The 17,832-nt window shown below is 72.9% G+C and carries 14 protein-coding genes, 3 tRNA genes and 2 pseudogenes; 7 read left to right on the top strand and 12 right to left on the bottom strand.

The genetic code is table 11. The features are described from left to right. Positions 1–48 precede the first annotated feature (48 nt). The 6 genes and pseudogenes from NBM05_RS01540 to NBM05_RS01515 form a co-directional block, all read right to left on the bottom strand. Positions 49–231, bottom strand: coding sequence for a TrmH family RNA methyltransferase (locus tag NBM05_RS01540; RefSeq protein ID WP_254164588.1), 183 nt, complete (start codon positions 229–231; stop codon positions 49–51). Next, positions 156–875, bottom strand: coding sequence for a TrmH family RNA methyltransferase (locus tag NBM05_RS01535; RefSeq protein ID WP_254164586.1), 720 nt, complete (start codon positions 873–875; stop codon positions 156–158). Before NBM05_RS01535 ends, NBM05_RS01540 begins: the two co-directional genes overlap by 76 nt. Positions 876–1,263: 388 nt before the next feature. Continuing rightward, positions 1,264–1,337 (bottom strand) — tRNA-Met (locus NBM05_RS01530). A 54-nt stretch (positions 1,338–1,391) separates the two neighbouring features. Continuing rightward, a tRNA-Thr gene (locus NBM05_RS01525) sits at positions 1,392–1,463 on the bottom strand. A 92-nt stretch (positions 1,464–1,555) separates the two neighbouring features. Continuing rightward, positions 1,556–3,639 (bottom strand): annotated as a pseudogene (locus NBM05_RS01520) (DEAD/DEAH box helicase). Positions 3,640–3,889: 250 nt separating this feature from the next. After that, on the bottom strand, positions 3,890–5,437 hold the full coding sequence (locus NBM05_RS01515; RefSeq protein ID WP_254164584.1) for a DUF2079 domain-containing protein: 1,548 nt from the start codon (positions 5,435–5,437) through the stop codon (positions 3,890–3,892). A gap of 106 nt (positions 5,438–5,543) precedes the next feature. Between NBM05_RS01515 and NBM05_RS01510 the strand changes: the two genes are divergently transcribed. Continuing rightward, positions 5,544–6,566, top strand: coding sequence for a DNA-3-methyladenine glycosylase family protein (locus NBM05_RS01510; protein ID WP_254164582.1), 1,023 nt, complete (start codon positions 5,544–5,546; stop codon positions 6,564–6,566). A 100-nt stretch (positions 6,567–6,666) separates the two neighbouring features. Here the strand turns inward: NBM05_RS01510 and trxA are convergent, their stop codons facing one another. From trxA to NBM05_RS01490, 4 genes are all read right to left on the bottom strand, one after another. Continuing rightward, entirely contained in the window at positions 6,667–7,080 is a 414-nt protein-coding gene (trxA, locus tag NBM05_RS01505; RefSeq protein ID WP_254164580.1) for a thioredoxin, read from the bottom strand. 54 nt (positions 7,081–7,134) lie between these two features. Further along, a complete protein-coding gene (locus NBM05_RS01500) occupies positions 7,135–8,493 on the bottom strand; it encodes a DHA2 family efflux MFS transporter permease subunit (protein WP_302183609.1) in 1,359 nt (452 codons plus the stop codon). A 223-nt stretch (positions 8,494–8,716) separates the two neighbouring features. Next, positions 8,717–8,798, bottom strand: a tRNA-Tyr gene (locus NBM05_RS01495). A 166-nt stretch (positions 8,799–8,964) separates the two neighbouring features. Next, complete coding sequence (locus NBM05_RS01490; RefSeq protein ID WP_254164576.1) at positions 8,965–9,228, bottom strand: hypothetical protein; 264 nt, start codon at positions 9,226–9,228, stop codon at positions 8,965–8,967. Between the two features lie 165 nt (positions 9,229–9,393). On the opposite strand from NBM05_RS01490, the gene NBM05_RS01485 reads away from it, so the two are divergent. Beyond that, positions 9,394–9,885, top strand: coding sequence for a YajQ family cyclic di-GMP-binding protein (locus tag NBM05_RS01485; protein ID WP_254164574.1), 492 nt, complete (start codon positions 9,394–9,396; stop codon positions 9,883–9,885). Between the two features lie 231 nt (positions 9,886–10,116). Here NBM05_RS01485 and htpX read toward each other — a convergent pair whose 3' ends face one another. Next, positions 10,117–11,010 carry a zinc metalloprotease HtpX gene (htpX, locus tag NBM05_RS01480; protein WP_254164572.1) on the bottom strand — a complete coding sequence of 298 codons (894 nt, stop codon included), beginning with the start codon at positions 11,008–11,010 and terminating at the stop codon, positions 10,117–10,119. A gap of 458 nt (positions 11,011–11,468) precedes the next feature. On the opposite strand from htpX, the gene NBM05_RS01475 reads away from it, so the two are divergent. Together NBM05_RS01475 and NBM05_RS01470 are read left to right on the top strand one after the other, a co-directional pair. Further along, a complete protein-coding gene (locus NBM05_RS01475) occupies positions 11,469–11,933 on the top strand; it encodes a Fur family transcriptional regulator (protein WP_254164664.1) in 465 nt (154 codons plus the stop codon). Positions 11,934–12,014: 81 nt separating this feature from the next. Continuing rightward, positions 12,015–13,493: a catalase gene (locus tag NBM05_RS01470; RefSeq protein WP_254164570.1), complete on the top strand. Its 1,479-nt coding sequence runs from the start codon at positions 12,015–12,017 to the stop codon at positions 13,491–13,493. Positions 13,494–13,606: 113 nt separating this feature from the next. Here the strand turns inward: NBM05_RS01470 and NBM05_RS01465 are convergent. Next, positions 13,607–14,248 (bottom strand): annotated as a pseudogene (locus NBM05_RS01465) (hypothetical protein); the annotation flags it as partial. 133 nt (positions 14,249–14,381) lie between these two features. On the opposite strand from NBM05_RS01465, the gene NBM05_RS01460 reads away from it, so the two are divergent. Genes NBM05_RS01460 through NBM05_RS01450 form a run of 3 tightly spaced genes read left to right on the top strand, consistent with a single transcriptional unit; the run spans position 14,382 to position 17,828 of the window. Next, positions 14,382–15,770, top strand: coding sequence for a BBE domain-containing protein (locus tag NBM05_RS01460; protein ID WP_254164566.1), 1,389 nt, complete (start codon positions 14,382–14,384; stop codon positions 15,768–15,770). A 59-nt stretch (positions 15,771–15,829) separates the two neighbouring features. Then, positions 15,830–16,585 (top strand): choline/carnitine O-acyltransferase, encoded by a 756-nt coding sequence (locus tag NBM05_RS01455; protein ID WP_254164564.1) that lies wholly within the window; start codon positions 15,830–15,832, stop codon positions 16,583–16,585. A 25-nt stretch (positions 16,586–16,610) separates the two neighbouring features. Continuing rightward, positions 16,611–17,828, top strand: coding sequence for a choline/carnitine O-acyltransferase (locus NBM05_RS01450; protein WP_302183608.1), 1,218 nt, complete (start codon positions 16,611–16,613; stop codon positions 17,826–17,828). Positions 17,829–17,832: the final 4 nt, after the last annotated feature.

Here is a 17,832-nt window from a genome sequence, read left to right as displayed (position 1 = left end):
GCGGCGGGTCGGGCTCCGCGCGCGGCGGGGCCCGACGCCGTCCCCAGCCTACCGGCGGACGGGCGGCTCGCCGGCGCGCTCGATCGCGCGGGCGGACCGGCTGTACAGGGCGATCCCGGCCGCGACCGAGACGTTGAGCGACTCCGCGCCCGGGATCATCGGGATCGCGGCGGTGCGCCCGACGGTCGAGGCGATCTCCTCGGACAGGCCGGTCTTCTCGGCGCCGAACACCAGGGCCAGGTCGGCGGGTTCCGCCGAGACGTCCCGGACCTCGCGCTCCCCTCGCCGTCGAGCGCCACGACGCCGCGCCCCCCGCCGGCCAGGAGGTTCTTGGCCTGCTCGCGGGTCGCGAGCGCGATCGGCAGGGAGAAGACGTACCCGCGGCTGGCGCGGACGAGCCTGCGGTCGGCGATGCTGGTCAGGCCGCTGTCCACGAGGATCAGGCCGGCCGCGCCGAAGGCGTAGGCGCTGCGGACGATCGCGCCGATGTTGCCGACGATCGTGACGCCGTCGAGCACGACGACGTCGCCCTCCCGCCCGTACACCCCGCCGGGCCGCAGCGGCCGGGGCGCCCGCGCGATCCCGAAGAGCCGGGGGCGCTTCTCGCTCTTGAAGACCTCCGAGGCCAGCGAGGTGCCGAGCAGGCGCACCGGGACGCCCTTCTCGCGGCACAGCCGCGCGACCTCGTCCGGGACCGGGGCTGTCTCCAGGGCGTAGACCTCGAGGAGCTCGACGCCGGCGCGCAGGCTCTGCAGGACCGGCTCCTCGTCCTCCACCAGGATGGTGCGCGGGGCCGTCCGCGAGGGCTTCGCGACGTCGACGATGCGCTGCACGCCGGGGTCCCCGCGGTCGGTGATCGTTTCGTAGGTTTCCATCTGCGCATCCTATCAACGAGGGGCGGGGCGGCCTGCGGGTCCCGGCGGCTCCGGGGAGGCCGTGAGCGGGCGGCTGAGCGCCTCGCCGGGGGCTGGGCGCGGCGGGGAGCTGCGCGACGTCCCGGAGGTCCTCCAGCGGCCTCTGCCGGGCCGCAGCGCGGACCGTGGACGAGGCCGCGGCCTGGGGATCGGAGGTCACTCCCCCGGGAGTCGGGCCCCGGGGATCGGAGGTCACTCCCCCGGGAATCGGGCCCCGGGAACCGGAGGCCACACCCCCGGGAATCGGGCCCCGGGAACCAAATCCCACGGCCCGGGCCCCCGGGCCGAGACCCGGTCTTAAACGAGAAATCCCGCCTGACGGGCCGGGCCCATCAGACGGGATGTTCGGTAGCGGTGGACGGGCTCGATCCGTCGACCTCACGATTATGAGTCGTGCGCTCTAACCAGCTGAGCTACACCGCCGTGACATGGAGGGCCCGCATCAGGAGTGAACCTGACACGGACCCTCAGCATGAGAGCCCCGACCGGGAATCGATCCCGGGACCTCCATCTTACCAAGATGGCGCTCTACCACTGAGCTATCGGGGCAACGACATAAAACTATACAGACCCTTGCCGGAACCGACAAATCCGCACAGCGTGTCGCTGATCACTCGCGTGATCGGGGGCGGAGCGGGGTCCTAGAACTTCCGGAACCCGCCGCCGCGACCACCCCGGGGACCCCGGTCGTCGCGGTTGCCGCGGTAGCCGCCGCGGTCTCCCCCGCGGTCGTCGCGGAAGCCCCCACGGTCACCGCGGTCGTCGCGGTTGCCCCGGAAGCCTCCACGGCCGCCCTGGCCGCCGCGGAAGCCCCCGCGGTCGTCACGGCCGCCGCGGTCGCGGTCGCCGCCCCGGTAGCCGCCGCCGCGGCCGCCCTGGTAGCCCCCGCGCCCTGGCCGCCGCTGCGCCCGCCGCGGTCGGCCTCGATGCGGATCGGCGAGCCGTTGATCTGGATGTCGCGCAGCGCGCCCAGGTCGAGGCCCTCCGGGAGGTCCACGAGCGAGAACCCGCCGCGGATGTCGATGTTGCCGACCTCGGAGCCGTTCAGGCCGCCCTCGTTGGTCAGCGCGCCGACGATCGAGCCCGGGGAGACCCGCTGGTCGTGGCCCACCTGGATCTTGTAGGTCGACAGGCCCTCGTCCTGGCGCTTGCGGCCGCCGCGGCCGCGGTCGTCACGGCCCCGGTCGTCCCGCCCGCGGTCGTCGCGGTCGCGGGTGCGCTTGGGCTTCTCCGGCAGCTCCTCCGCGAGGAACGAGCGGCCGTCCTGGGCGATCACGGCGATGGCCGCGGCGATGTCCTCGGCCGGCACGTTGTGCTCGGTCTGGTACTCCTCGACCAGGCCCTTGAACAGCGAGAGGTCGTGGCTCTCGATGGTCTCGGTGATCTGCTCCGCGAACTTCTGCAGGCGCGTGGTGTTCACGTCGTCGGCGGTGGGCATGTGCATCTGCTCGACCTGCTGGCGCGTGGCCTTCTCGATCTGGCGCAGCATGTACTTCTCGCGCGGGGTCATGAACAGGATGGCCTCGCCGTCGCGGCCCGCGCGGCCGGTGCGGCCGATGCGGTGGACGTAGGACTCGGTGTCGTGCGGGATGTCGAAGTTCACGACCAGGGAGATGCGCTCGACGTCGAGGCCGCGGGCGGCGACGTCGGTCGCGACGAGGATGTCGATGCGGCCCTCGCGGAGCGACTCGACGGTGCGCTCGCGCAGGTTCTGCGGGATGTCGCCGTTGATGGCCGCCGCGGTGAAGCCGCGGGCGCGCAGCTTCTCGGCGATCTCCTCGGTCTCCTTCTTGGTCCGCACGAAGGCGATGACGCCGTCGTACTGCTCGACCTCGAGGACGCGGGTCATGGCCTCCAGCTTGTGCGAGTGCATGACCTGCATGTAGCGCTGCCGGATGTTCGACGCCGTGGTCGTCTTGGACTTCACGCGCACCTCGACCGGGTCGTTGAGGTACTGCTCGGCCAGGTGGCGGATGGACTTGGGCATGGTCGCCGAGAACAGCGCGACCTGCTTGTCGCCGGGGGTCTGGGCGAGGATCTGCTCGACGTCCTCGGCGAAGCCCATGCGCAGCATCTCGTCGGCCTCGTCCAGCACCAGGTGCTTCAGCTGGGACAGGTCCAGCGAGCCGCGCTTGAGGTGGTCGATGACGCGCCCGGGGGTGCCGACGACGACCTGGGCGCCGCGGCGCAGGCCGGCCAGCTGCGGGCCGTAGGGCGAGCCGCCGTAGACGGGCAGCACGGTGAAGTCGTCCATGTGCTTGGCGTACGAGGAGAACGCCTCGCCGACCTGCAGGGCCAGCTCGCGGGTCGGGGCCAGCACGAGGACCTGGGTGGTCTGGGAGACGCCGTGGACGTCCGCGAGCTCGGCGAGCTGGGACAGGGCGGGCACCGCGAAGGCCGCGGTCTTGCCGGTGCCGGTCTGGGCGAGGCCGACGACGTCGCGCCCCTCCAGCAGCAGCGGGATGGTCTCGGCCTGGATGGGGGACGGCTTCTCGTAGCCGATCTCCTGCAGGGCGGACAGCACGCGGCCGTCGATGCCGAGATCGGTGAACTTGGGGCCCTCCTCGGTCTCCGAGGGGGCGTTTTCGGGCAGGGCGGAGTTGGTTTCGGTCACCATGGGTCCTTTGCACATCGGGGTGATCACGCGCCGAGTGTTCTCGGCGGCGGACGCCGGTGTATCCCCTGTGAACTGCCCGCTATGCGGCCCGTCGGGACGGGCCTTCATCTCCTCTGTGGGCGCACCCCTCCCGCGGATCGATCCGGTGGGAGGTTGAAAGGCGGTGGTGCGCGCTGCGGCGAGCTCGACACTTCTGATGTAACGGCCGGGTCCCTGAGGCGGGACTGACTCGGCACAAAACGGGGAATCCCGGTGACAGCCATCCTACCGCACGCGACCCGGGATTCCGGGCCGACGTGATGCACTCCTCAGCCGCCCGACGCCGCGCGGCCCGCGGCACGGGGCCCGGGACGGCCGCTCACCCCTCGCGCGCCAGCACCGTCATGCCGCCCTCGCGGAAGCGCAGTGCGTAGTCCGCGCCGTACTTGCGCTGGGCGTACGCGGCCGGGTCGGCCGGCCCGCTGCCGCCCCAGGTGGACCCGTCGACGTCGAGGACGACGTAGTCGGGCGCGGGGTCGCCGTCGTTGCCGATCCACAGCACGCGGTGCTCCGGCACCAGGTCGGTGATGAGGGAGAGGTCGCTGGCCACCAGCGTCCCGGCCGGCACCTGGGCCAGGGCGCGTCGCTGCGCCTCGACGCCGGCGGGCAGGGGCCGGCCGGTCTGGGCCAGCGTCCCGGGCAGCGGGGAGCTCGGCAAGAGGACGAGGGCCACGGCGAGGGCGAGCAGGGGCCCCGCCGCGGTCAGGGAGTTCCAGGCCCGGGCCGCCCTCGCGGCCGCGCCGCTCCCCCGCGTCCCCCGCACCCGGCGGGCTGCCCCGCGGGCCTCGGAGCGCCGCGCGCGCAGCACGGCGTCGAACACGGCCGCGAAGACGACCGGCATGACCACGAGATTGTAGTGCCAGGTGGGCTCCCAGTACCCCGGCTCCCCCGAGAGGAACCGCCAGGCGACGGTGGGCAGCGCCGCGAGGACCAGCGGCGAGCGCAGCAGCACCCCGGCCCCCGTCGCGACGATCAGGCCGAGGGTCTGGGCCTTCTGCCACGGGTAGAGCATCAGCGCCAGCGAGCGCAGCGGGTCCGCGAGCGCCGCGCCGAGGTCCACGCGGTCGCCGTAGTCGAAGGTCCCGCCCGGATTCAGCGCGGGGAGCACGAGCAGGATGGCCACCAGCGTCCACCCCACGCCCCACAGGCCCAGCAGCAGCCCGGGCACGACGCCGGGCCGCCCCGCCTCCCAGCGCCGGCCGGGCCCGCCCCGGGCGGCGGTGCACGCGATCAGGAGCCCGATGAGGGCGGCGGTCACCCCGAGGTCCTCCTTGACGAACACGAGCGGCGCGGCCCACAGCGCGGCCGCCCGGAAGCGCCGCAGCGCGAGCAGGCACAGGGAGGCGGCCAGCAGCGGCACCGCGAAGGCCACCTCGTGGAACTGGACCCGCACCGCCTCGAGCACGCCGAAGCTCAGCGCGCAGGCCAGCCCCAGCGCGGCCCCGCGCACCGGGCCGACCCAGCGGGAGCCGAACCAGGCCAGAATGCCCGCCCCCGCGCCCAGCAGGAGGTCTTGCACGGCCATGACCGCCAGCGGCGAGGGCCAGACGGCGTACACCGGGCCCAGCAGGACCAGGATCGGGTGGAAGTGGTCCCCCAGCAGGTTGAACCCGTAGCCCTTGACGTCCACGACGGGCGCCGAGAGGCTCGCGTACGCCTTGGCCAGCTGGGTGAAGATCGCCAGGTCCCAGGAGGGGGTCTCCATGCGGTTCAGCTGCACGGCGGAGAACCAGAGGTAGACGGCCGCGGCCGCGGCGCCCACCGCGAGCGCGATGAGGGCGGCCGGGCGGCGGCCGAGCACCGGGCGGGGCGAGGCGTCCTCGGCGGCGGCGCTCCGTCCGCTGTCCGCGGGGGCGGTGACTGGCATGGGGGCCTCTCGTCGGTCTCTGGGGCGGGCGCCGGGGTCCGCGGGCGGGCCCTGGGCCTCGCGGCGGGCACGGCCGGCCCGCGCGCGGGCGTGAGACGATGGGGCCATGCCCTCGTCGTACCTGGCGGAACGCGTCCTGGAGCCGCAGGAGCCCCTCGACCTCGCGCTGACCCTCTCCGTGGTCCAGCGGGGTGCGTCCGACCCCACCCTACGCATCGAATCGGTCGGCGCGGCGACGCGCGTGCACGTCGCGGCGCGCGTCGGCGAGGTCTCGGGCGGCGGCGTCGCGGCCGTGCTGGAGCAGCGCGGCGCCTCGGGCATCTCTGGTCCGGCGGGCTCCCGCTTCCGGGCCCCCATCCGGGTGCGCGCCTGGGGCCCGGAGGCGGCCGACGTCGAGGCCTTCCTCCGCGCCGTCCCCGCCCTGGTGGGGCTGCACGACGACTGGGCGCCCTTCACCGGCTCGGAGGCCTACCAGCTGATCCCCGCCGGCGCCCGGGCCGGGTTCCGACGCCGCCCGGGCCTGCGGCTGCCCTCCACCGGACAGATCATCAAGCAGACCATCAGCGCGATCTTCGAGCAGCGCGTCACGGTCGGCGAGGCCATCGGCGCCTGGCAGCGCCTGTCCCGCCGCCACGGCGACCCGGTCCCCGAGCCGCCCGCCGGGATGCCCGGCCTGCCGGAGGACATGCGGGTGTTTCCCCGCCCCGAGGCGTGGCTGTCCATCCCCTCGTGGGAGTGGCACCGGCACGGCGTCGACATCCACCGGACGACCTCGGTGCGGCGGCTGACGGAGCTCGCCCCCTCGCTGAGCCGCTACGGGGAGGGGGCCTCCCCCGCCGAGCTGGCGCGGGCGCTCGCGGGGGTGCCCGGCGTCGGGCCCTGGACCATCGCCGAGGCGATGCAGCGCTCCCACGGGCTGCCGGACGCGGTGAGCGTGGGCGACTACCACCTGGCCCACCGCATCTGCGTGGCCCTGGAGGGCCGGCGGGGCGACGACGACCGGATGCTGGAGCTCCTGGCCCCCTGGCGCGGCAACCGCCAGCGCGTGGTCCGGATCCTGCTGCTCGCGGGGGCCCGGGACCAACGCAAAGGACCGCGGCTGGCCCCCAGGGCGCACCGGCTCATCTGAGCGGTGCGTCCCTCGGGGGTCGGCCGCGGCCCTGGGGTCCGCGTGCGGCGAGGCGCCGCTGGTGCGCGGGGCCGGGGTCGGCCCCGCCCGGGGTGCCGGGCTAGGCCTGGCCGGGGGCGGGAGCCTCGCCGTCCTCTGCCTTGGCCTTGGCCTCCGCCTCGGCCTGGGCGATCTGCTCGCGCACCTCGTCCATGTCCAGCGCCTTGACGGCGTCGATGACCTGGTCCAGCTGCTCGCCGTTGAGGGCGCCCGGCTGGGCGAAGACCAGGGTCTGCTCGCGGAAGGCCATGAGCGTGGGGATCGAGGAGATCCCTGCGGCGGCCGCGAGCTGCTGCTGGTCCTCGGTGTCGACCTTGCCGAAGACGACGTTCTCGTGCTTCTCGGAGGCCTCCTCGAAGACCGGCCCGAACTGCTTGCACGGTCCGCACCACTCGGCCCAGAAGTCGACGAGGACGACGTCGTTGCTCTCGATCGTTTGGTTCAGGTTCTCTTGGGTCAGTTCCAGAGTTGACATGCACCACACCTTACCGAGCGCGCCCGCGGCGTCCCAAGGTTTTTCACGCTCAGCTCAGAGGGCGGACGCTGCCGGCTCCTCCGTGGGATGCTTCCGCAGCCTCGGCACGATGAAGATCGGCAGCAGCGCCAGCGCCCCGGCGAAGAGGAAGGCGTAGCGCGCACCCGTTCCCGCGGTCCCGGTCACGGCGATGCCGATCGAGAACGCGGTCAGCAACAGCGCCGTCCCGGTCGCGCCCGCCAGCTGCATCACGGTGTTGACGATCGCCGAGCCGTGCGAGTAGAGGCGCTGCGGCAGGGCGCCGAGCGAGTGGGTCATGAGGGCCGTCATGAGCATGGCCATGCCGGTGCAGAAGGTCATGTGCCAGCCGATCATGCCCGCGAGGGGGGTCTCCCCCGTCATCGAGGCGAAGCCGAACAGCGCCGTGGGCAGGAGGATCGCCCCCGGGATCACCAGCGGGCGCGGCCCGAAGCGGTCGTAGACCCGGCCGAAGATCGAGGAGAGCGTCGCCTGCAGGAGACCGCCCGGCAGCAGGGCCAGGCCCACCGCCAGGACCTCGAAGCCCCGCCCGTTCTGCAGGTAGAGGGGCAGGACCACGATCGAGCCGAGCGCGGTGGCCATCCCGATCGCCAGGACGAGCACGCCGCGGCGGAAGACCGGGATGCCCAGCGGCTCGAGGCTCAGCAGCGGCCCGCGACCCTCGCGGTCCAGCCGGTTCTGGCGGCGGATGAACAGCACGAGGAAGACGACGCCCGCCACGAGCCCCACGGCCGGCACGAGGTTCCCCTCGGCCAGCTGGGAGGCGCTCGAGAGCCCGTAGACGAGGCTGCCGAAGCCGACGACGGACAGCGGGATGCTCACGACGTCGAGCCTCCCGCTCCCCGCGGCCTCGGAGCGGCCCAGGCCGACGTAGCCGATCACCAGCGTCAGCACGGCCAGCGGCAGGATCACGCCGAAGACCATCCGCCAGCTGAAGGAGTGCATGACGACGCCGGAGACGGTGGGCCCGATCGCGGGCGCGACCGATATGACGACGCCGATCAGGCCCATGACCGACCCGCGGTGGGAGACGGGCACCAGGTTGAGCGTGGTGGTCATGAGCAGCGGCAGCACGATCGCCGTCCCGCTGGCCTGGATCACCCGGGCGAGCAGCAGCACCACGAACCCGGGCGCGACGGCGGCCAGGCCGGTCCCGACGATGAACAGCAGCAGGGCCGTGACGAACAGGGTGCGGGCGCTGAAGCGTCGGAGCAGGTACCCGGTGGTCGGGATGACCACCGCCATGGTGAGGAGGAAGCCGGTGGTCAGCCAGCCGCCGGTGGTCTCGTCGATCTCGAAGTCCGCCAGGATGGAGGGCAGCGCGACGGAGAGCACGGTCTCGTTGAGGATCATGATCAGCCCGGCGAAGGCCAGCGAGCCGATGATCGCGGTGAGCCGCCCGCGGGTCGGTGCGGCGGGGGCCGCGGGCCGGGCCGCGGCGGGCGGGGGGGGTCGGGGTCACGGGGCGGGTACCTCCTGGGGTCGGGGCCGGCGAGGCCGGCGTGGCGGGGCGTTCCTCCGCGGGCACGTGCGGGGTCATCCCGGTGCGAATAGAAAAATGCCGCGGGACCTGATCGGTCCCGCGGCATGTGCTCGGTGGCAGATGAGGGATTCGAACCCCCGTAGGCAGTGCCAGCTGATTTACAGTCAGCCCCCTTTGGCCGCTCGGGTAATCTGCCGAGCGTCCCGCCGGACCCTCGTGAGAGACGGTCCCGACAGAACTTCGCCCCCGCGAACGGGAGCGGGTTCAACAGTACCCAAGACCCGCCGCAAAGTACAAACCATGCCCGCGCACGGGGGCCGGATGTGGCCAAGCCCACCTCGGAAGGGACTGCGGTCCGGCGATCACCCCGCCTGCTCCGCGAGCAGCCGCGCCTCGATCCGCTCGAGGAAGCGCTGCAGCTGCTCCTCGCTGATCTCGCCGCGGTCCAGCGCCCCCTGGAGGTCGCCGCGGACGCCGTCCCGGCGCGCGACGAGGTCCGGCCGCACCAGCTCGTCCGCCTCCGCGGGCGCCGCGGCGGGCGGCGTCGGGAGCGTGGAGGACTGCAGCATCATCAGATCGGCGTCGGCACGGAAGTCACCAGCGGGAAGAGTGGTGTTGGTCTTCATGGTTCCCATCTTGGTCGGCCCACCTGGGAAGCGGGAGAGAATGAGGTCACATTTCCATTAAGATTTCGCGGCGAGACGTCGACGCCGCCCGCCCGGCCGAGCGGCCGCGCGTGCCCTAAGCTGAGGAGCGATCCAGCACCACGAACGACCCGAAGGGAGAGCACAATGGCCAGCGAATCGTCATTCGACATCGTGAGCAAGGTGGACAAGCAGGAGGTCTCCAACGCCCTGAACCAGGCGTCCAAGGAGGTCGAGCAGCGCTACGACTTCCGCGGCGTCGGGGCCTCGATCGACTACTCCGGGGAGAAGATCCTCATCAAGGCCAACTCGGAGGAGAGGGCCCGGGCCGTCCTGGACGTCTTCGAGTCCAAGCTCGTCAAGCGCGGCATCTCGCTGAAGTCCCTCGACGCCGGGGACCCCTACGCCTCCGGCAAGGAGTACCGGATCGAGTCCTCCATCAAGGAGGGCATCGAGCAGGACCAGGCGAAGAAGATCTCCAAGCTGATCCGCGACGAGGCGGGCAAGGGCGTCAAGGCCACCATCCAGGGCGACGAGCTGCGGGTCTCCTCGAAGTCCCGCGACGACCTGCAGGACGTCATCGCCCTGCTCAAGGGCGCCGACCTCGAGGTCGACCTGCAGTTCGTCAACTACCGCTAGGAGGGGCCCCCGGGGGCACGGCGGTCCGCTCGCGCGGGCCGGCGGTCCCGGTGGCGCTCCGGGCAGTCCCCGGCGTCGTCCGCCGAGGGACGCGAGAGGCGAGGCACGCGGCAGGGCCCGCACCCGGGGGCCGGGTGCGGGCCCTGCCGCGTGGTGGGGGCGTCCCGCGGACGTTCCGCCGGCGGTCGGGGCCCTCCGGCGAGCGCGTCCCGCGGACGGGCGGCGGTCCGGTCAGTAGGCGCCGGGCTCCGGGGCGTTGCCGCCGTAGCCGGCCATGCTCTCCAGCCGCGCGATCCGCTTCTCCATCGGCGGGTGGGTGGAGAACAGGCTCTTGAGCTGCCCCGCCCGGAACGGGCTGGCGATCATCATGTGCGAGGCGTTGACGACCTTCTGGTTCTCGGGGTTCATGGGCGCCTGCTGGGTGCCCATCTGCAGCTTGCGCAGGGCGGAGGCGAGGGCCAGCGGGTCGTCGGTGAGCTGGGCGCCGTCCTGGTCGGCGTCGTACTCGCGGGTGCGGCTGATCGCGAACTGGATGATCATGGCGGCGAACGGGGCCAGCAGGGCCACCAGGATGGCCGCGAAGGGGTTGCCGCCGCGGTCGCGGGAGCCGCCGAAGAAGAACGCGAACTGGGCGACCGAGGTGATGACGCCCGCGATCGCGGCGGAGACCGAGGAGGTCAGGATGTCGCGGTTGTAGACGTGCATCAGCTCGTGGCCGAGGACCCCCCGCAGCTCGCGCTCGTTGAGCAGCTGGAGGATGCCCTCGGTGCAGCACACCGCGGCGTTCTGGGGGTTGCGCCCGGTCGCGAAGGCGTTGGGCGACATCGTGGGGGCGATGTAGAGGCGGGGCATGGGCTTGCCGGCCTTCGCGGAGAGCTCCTCGACGATGCGGTACATGCCGGGGGCCTGCTCGCGGGAGACCGGCTGGGCGTTCATCGCGCGGATCGCGATCTTGTCGCTGTTCCAGTACCCGTAGGCCGTGGAGACGATGCCGATGATCGCGAAGATCCACAGGAACGCGCTGCTCCGGCTGCCGGCGGCCAGGACGCCGCCGATCGCGAGCAGGACGGCCCACATCCCACCGAACAGCAGCACGGTCTTGAGCCCGTTGTAGTGGTTGTGCATAGTCGGTGCATCTCTCCTCGTGCCCTGAGCAGGGCGCAGCATTCTCGCGGGCGGACCGGCGGGACACCGGAAGCGCCGTTGCCTCCACTGTAAAGTAACAGGATCACGGGACGATCTCGATGCCCTTTCAGCAGACTGAGAGGAGCCTCGGAACATACCGGGCGACGGGATCTCGCCGAGCCGGGCCCACTCGCGACCGCCGTCCGCGGAGCCGGTCCGACGAGCGGCGGGACGCCGCGCCGACGGAATCGGGGCCTGCGGATATGGAGACCTGAATCTTACCATTTACCCCTCCCGCGGATCCGGAACGTCGCGCCGGACGGGGACACCGGGGTGAGGCGCGGGGCCCCGCCTCCCGAACGTTATTGTGAATACCTCAGAATAACTGTACGATGTTAGGCATGACTTCCCTGACTCCAGAGACGACGAATCCGCACGGGGGCCCCTCCCTCGAGGCGATGTCTGCCGTCTGGTCCGGAGAGCTCCGCTCGCACGGCCGGCGGGTGACCAAGCAGCGCCTCGCGGTGCTGGCCGCCGTGCACGGGCACCAGCACTCGACCGCCGAGGAGATCGTGCGGCACGTCCGCGAGGACCTGCCGACCATCACGGTGCAGTCGATCTACGTGGTCCTCGCCGACCTCACCGCCATTGAGATGCTGCGCAAGTTCCAGCCCCCGGGCACCCCGGGCCTGTACGAGACGCGCACGGACGACAACCACCACCACGCCTTCTGCATCCGCTGCGGCCGCGTGGAGGACGTCGACTGCTCGGTGGGAGAGGCCCCCTGCCTCACCCCCAGCGAGTCCCACGGCATGACGGTGCTGAGCGCGGACATCGTCTACCGGGCCATCTGTGCCGAGTGCGCGGCCCGGGAGGGCGGTGCGGCGCAGGACGCCCCCGGATCGGCCGTCGGCGCCCCCTAGCGGGCCGCCCCCAGATTCCCGGCCCCCTCGCGGGCCGGGCCATCCCCAGTAGTCACACATCACACGACTAAGGAGACACCCATGACCGAGTTCGACCCGAAGCGGCCGTCGACCACCGAGGTCGGCGCACCCCGCGAGTCCGACGCCCACTCGCTGTCGCTGGGCCCCAACGGCCCGCTCATGCTGCACGACGTCGCCCTCGTCCAGAAGCTCGCGCGCTTCGACCGCGAGCGCATCCCCGAGCGCTCCCCGCACGCCAAGGGCTCCGGCGCCTTCGGCGAGTTCGAGGTCACCGAGGACGTCAGCAAGTACACCAAGGCCAAGCTGTTCCAGCCGGGCACCAAGACCCCGATGCTGGCCCGCTTCTCCACCGTCGCCGGCGAGCTCGGCTCCCCCGACACCTGGCGCGACGTCCGCGGCTTCTCGCTGAAGTTCTACACCCAGGACGGCAACTTCGACGTCGTCGGCAACAACACCCCGGTGTTCTTCGTCCGCGACCCCATGAAGTTCGCCGACTTCATCCACTCGCAGAAGCGCACCCCGGACTCCGGCCTGCGCGACGCCAACATGCAGTGGGACTTCTGGACCCTCTCCCCCGAGTCCTCGCACCAGGTCTCCTACCTCATGGGCGACCGCGGCTTGCCGAAGACCTGGCGGAACATGAACGGCTACTCCTCGCACACCTACCAGTGGGACAACGAGGACGGCGAGCGCTTCTGGGTGAAGTACCACTTCATCACCGAGCAGGGCATGGAGTACCTGACCAACGACGAGGCCGAGCAGCTGGCCGGCTCCGACGGGGACTACCACCGCCGCGACCTCTTCGACTCGATCAAGAAGGGCGACTTCCCCTCCTGGAGCGTCGAGGTCCAGATCATGCCCTACGAGGACGCGAAGGACTACCGCTTCAACCCCTTCGACCTCACCAAGGTCTGGTCCAAGAAGGACTACCCGCGGATCAAGGTCGGCCGGTTCACCCTGAACCAGAACCCGGTCAACCACTTCGCGCAGATCGAGCAGGCGGCCTTCAGCCCCTCGAACACCGTGCCCGGCACGGGCGTATCCCCGGACAAGATGCTGCTGAGCCGCGTCTTCTCCTACCCGGACGCGCAGCGCAACCGCATCGGCACCAACTACAACCAGCTGCCGGTCAACGCGCCCGTCGTGCCCATGAACTCCTACGACAAGGAGGGGCAGATGGAGTTCAACCACAGCGGTGACGCTCCGGTCTACGCCCCCAACTCCTACGGCCGCGCCTACCAGGACACCCAGGGCCCGGTGGACAACGGCTGGGAGGCCGACGGCGAGCTCGTCCGCTCGGCGTACACCCTGCACGCCGAGGATGACGACTTCGGCCAGGCCCACACCCTGGTCCGCGACGTCTTCGACGACGCCGCCCGCGAGCGCCTCGTCGCGACCGTGGCCGGCATGATGGGCGACGTCGAGGAGCCCGTCCTCTCGCGCGTCTTCCAGTACTGGAAGAACATCGACCAGGAGGTCGGCGAGTGCATCGAGAAGGCGGCGAAGGAGAACCGGGGCGACGACGTCCCCGGCGCCTGATCCGTCCCGGGCCAGCGAGCCCGACCGCCGAGAGGCCGCGAAGGGGCCCCTCCCGATCCCAGCAGGGATCGGGAGGGGCCCCTTTCGTCGTGCGGGCGGCGGCGCCGCGAGGGTCACTCCGGGGCGGGCTGGCCCGCCTCCCTGGCCTCGGCGATCTCGACCAGCTCCCGGACCTGCCCCGGCTCCAGGCGGGCCGTGGGCCCGAGCGCGTTGATCGAGACGCCCCCGGCCCCGATCCCGAGCGCGTACCGCAGCGCGGCCACGGCCGGGGCCGAGCGGATCTGCAGCTCCGGGTCCATGGCCGCGACCTCGGGCGCGGAGGTGAACAGCACGATGGTGTCCGGGTCCCGCCCCTCCTCCGCGCGGAGGAAGACCGGGCGCTGCTGGGGGTCGTCGGGCCGGACGCCCATCAGCAGCGTCGCGGTGGGCGCCATGAAGCTGCCCAGCAGCTGCTGCATGCTGCCGGCCAGCAGGGCGCGCTTGGCGGCGTCGTTGCGCGGGGTCCCCAGGGCCCACTCGACCAGCCGGCGCTCGATGCGGCAGCTGACCTCGCCGTTGGGCTCGACGACGACGTCCTGGCACGAGTCGTTGGCGAGGAACCCCTCAAGGATCCGAATCCCGCTGCGCCGCTCCAGGCGCATCGGCCCGGGGTGGCCCGCCGCCTCGAAGACCGTCCGGGCCGTGGCGGCCCGGGCGTAGACCGCCAGCAGGGTGGCGCCGTCGGGGGCCCGCACCGTCTGCAGGTGCGTCCCCCTGCCCGCGTCCCCGCCCGTTCCCGCGTCCCCGCCGGCTGGCCCCGACGCGGACCGGCAGGCCCACGCGCCCCACGGCCGCCGCTACCGCTACCGCCTCCGCCCCGGCACGGGCAACTGGGACGGCTGCCTCGCGATGTACAAGACCGCCGGGGTCACCCTGCCCGGCGGCTCGTGCTACTCCGTGGGCGCGGGCGGGCACATCTGCGGCGGCGGGTACGGGCTGCTGTCCCGCATGCACGGGCTGACCACGGACCACCTGGCCGGCGTCGACGTCGTGCTGGTCCCCGACGGCCGGAACCCCGTCCTGGCCCACGCCTCGCCCCAGCTCAACCCCGAGCTGTTCCGGCTGTGCCGCGGCGCCGGCGGCGGGACGGTCGGGATCATCACCGCCTACTACTTCGACCGGCTGCCCGCCCCGCCGCGCGACGCCGTCCTGCTCTTCCTCACCGTCCCCTGGGCGCAGTTCCTGGGCGCCGGGGGCCGCGAGCGGTTCGCGGCCTGGCTCGGCCGCTACGGCGAGCACTCCCGGCGGATCCAGGACGATCCCCGCAGCGACGGCCTGTTCACCCTCCTCCACGTGACCCACCGCAGCGCGGACATGGCGCTCACCGTGCAGTTCTGCGCCCGGGAGGACGACCTGCCGCCGGGCCGGAACGTCGCGACGGAGGCCGACCGGGTGCTGCGCCACCTCCTCGACGCCGTCTTCCTCGCCCCGGGCGCGGAGGGGGCCGTCGAGTACGAGCTCGCCTCGACGTCGTTCGGGGTCGGGCACGCGATCGTCTCCGAGCCGGCGACGGTGTCCTCCCGCGCGTACGACCGCGACCTGAAGGTGCCGGGCGCCGTCGTCATGAACTGGCTCGACGCCGTGCAGTACCTCGACGGCAGCGGCGCCAACCAGCGCGGCAAGTACAAGAGCGCGTACCTGAAGGACGTGCCGGCCGCCTACGCCGAGGGCCTGTACGACGCGCTGACCTCCCCGCCGGAGGAGCTGCTGGGGGACGAGCTCCCGGAGGAGGGGCTGCCGGAGGGGTTCGACACCACCTCCCTGATCGTGCAGATGGACTCCTACGGCGGGACGATCAACCGGTGGGCGAACGACGCCGACGCGGTCTGGCAGCGGGACTCGCAGGTCAAGGTCCAGTACCAGGTCTACTGGCACGACCCGGAACAGGATCCGCTGTACCTCGCCTGGCTGCGGAAGGTCTACGCTGCGGGCTTCGGCGGGAGTGCCGGCCCCGGGCTGCCCTGGGACCCCGAGGGCGCGCACTACCAGGGCTGCTACATCAACTACCCCGACGTGGACATGCTGGAGGCCGCCTCCGGCGGTGCTGGCGGTGCCGGTGGTGAGGCCAGCGACGGCGGCGCCGGTGCTCCCGCCGACCCTGCCACCCCCGCCTCCTGGCTGGAGCTCTACTTCGGCCCGGCCCTGCCCGCCCGGCTCGTCGCGGCGAAGGCGGCCTACGACCCGCATGACGTCTTCCGCCACGCCATGTCCATCCCCACCCGGGAGCCCGGGCGCTGACGCGGCAGAATGGGAGCGAGACCTCCCGGGGCACGCCCCCGCCGCCAGAGGAGCCCGCCATGACCGCCACGCCCCTGCCCGTCCCGACCCTCGACGAGACCCTGCGGCGCCTGCTGCGCGCGGCCTCGGCGATCGTCGACGCCGGGACCCTCGCCGCGACCGAGCGGGCCGCCGCCCGCTTCCGGGAGGGCAACGGTCCGTGGCTGCAGGCCGCGCTCGAGGATTTCGCCCGCCAGGAGCACGACGCCGGCCGCAGTTGGCTCTCCGAGGCGTGGTTCTCCGGGTACTTCCGCGGGCGCGGGCCGCTCGCGCTGGGCAGCAACGTCTCGTTCCAGCTCGCCTTCCCGGCGGGACCGGGCGACGACGCCCCGCCGTCCGACGCCCCGCCGCCCGGGACCGCGTCGGACGCCGCCGCGCTGTCCGCCACCCCGCCGCCCGGCGTCGACCGCGCCGCCCGGATCCTCCACCGCATCGCCGCGGTCCACCTCGCGCAGGCCGGCGGCCGGACCGCTCCCGAGGTCGACGCCCGGGACAACGCCCTCTCGATGGACCAGTGGGCCGCCCTCAACGGCGGGCTCCGCCACCCGCGGGAGGACGCGGACGCCTTCCTGCCGTGCGAGCTCGACGCCGCCAGCCGCGAGGTCGGCATCCTGCACCGCGGCCGCCTCTTCGCCGTGCCCGTCAGCGATGATGCCGGCCGGCAGCTCCCCGCGCGCCGGCTCGCGGAGCTGCTGGGCGACGTCGTCGGCACGGCGGGCGGCGCACCCCGCGGGGTCGGGCCGAGGAGACGCTCCGGGACCTCACGGCCCCGCTGACCGTCGGCGGCGGGGGCCCGCCGAGCTGGGCTTCGCCGACCTCTCCTCCCTCGGCAGCGAGGACCTCGCCGCCCCGATGGAGCGGCTCCTGGCCGACCCGCACAACGCCGCGACCTACCGGCGGCTCGCCGACCTGCTGTTCGTGGCGGGCCTCGCGGAGGAGACGGCCGACGACGCCGAGCACCTCCGCGCCTTCGCCTTCGACGCCGGCCGCGCGTGGGCCCGGAAGCCGCTCAGCTACGAGATCGGCCTGGCGGACGAGTGGGCCTGCGTCCACGTCGAGCACTCGATCATCGACGGGGCGACCCTCCTCGAGGCGGTCCGCCGGATGCAGGAGGCGGACCCGGAGGCGCCGTCGGAGCGACCCGCGGAGCCCGCCGCGCAGCCCCCCGCGGGCCCCTCCGCGGCCGCAGTCACAGCCGCCGACGTCGACGCCGGGCCCCCTGCCCCAGACGCCTCCGACGGCGCGCGGCAAGAGGACGGATCCGACCCGGTCCGCTCGGAGGAGTCTCCCGCCCCCGCCGAGCTGACCTGGCGCCTGGCCCCCGAGGTGCTCACGGCCCTGCGCGGCCCCCTGGAGGACTACCGCCGGCGGGCCGCCCGGCTCCGCGTGGCGCTGGTCCGGGTCCCGCGGGTCCCCGAGGAGCGCCTGCCGTTCCCGATGAGCGCCGACGGCCTACAGCAGCTGATCATGACCGTGGCCCAGCTGCTGACCTACGGCAGGGTCCGCAGCGTCTACGAGTCGGTGGACACGCGCGCGTTCCAAGCCGGGCGCACCGAGTGCCTGCGCCCGGTCACGCCCGAGGCGATCGCCTTCGCCCGCTCGCTCCTGGCCGGCCGGGCCGAGCGGGACGGGCTCGCCGAGGCCCTGGCGGCCCACCGCGACTGGGTCAAGGCGTGCAAGACGGGCCGCGGCGTCGACCGCCACCTCACCGGGCTCGAGGAGGCCGCCCGCCGCCTGGACATCGAGGACGCCTTCTTCGCCGACGAGTCGCTCGCCCGCCTGCGCGCCGACTTCCTCTCCACGACGTCACTGGGCACGGCGGACCGGATCGTGCGGTACGCCTTCGCGCCGAGCCTCCCGCACGGCTTCGGCGTCTCCTACACCCGGTACCCGGAGAGCTTCGAGTACTGCCTCGCCTACGACGCCGAGGAAGCCGAGCGCCCGCGGCTCTTCCGGAGCAACCTGGCCGAGGCCGCGGGACTGCTGGCGCGCTTCATCGCGGCGGTCGCGCCGTACTGAGGGC

This window comes from Rothia santali (assembly GCF_024199905.1).
GTDB classification, from domain to species: Bacteria; Actinomycetota; Actinomycetes; order Actinomycetales; family Micrococcaceae; genus Rothia; species Rothia santali.
Note: the sequence above shows the minus strand (reverse complement) of the source record. Positions and strands in the feature narration are given on the sequence as shown.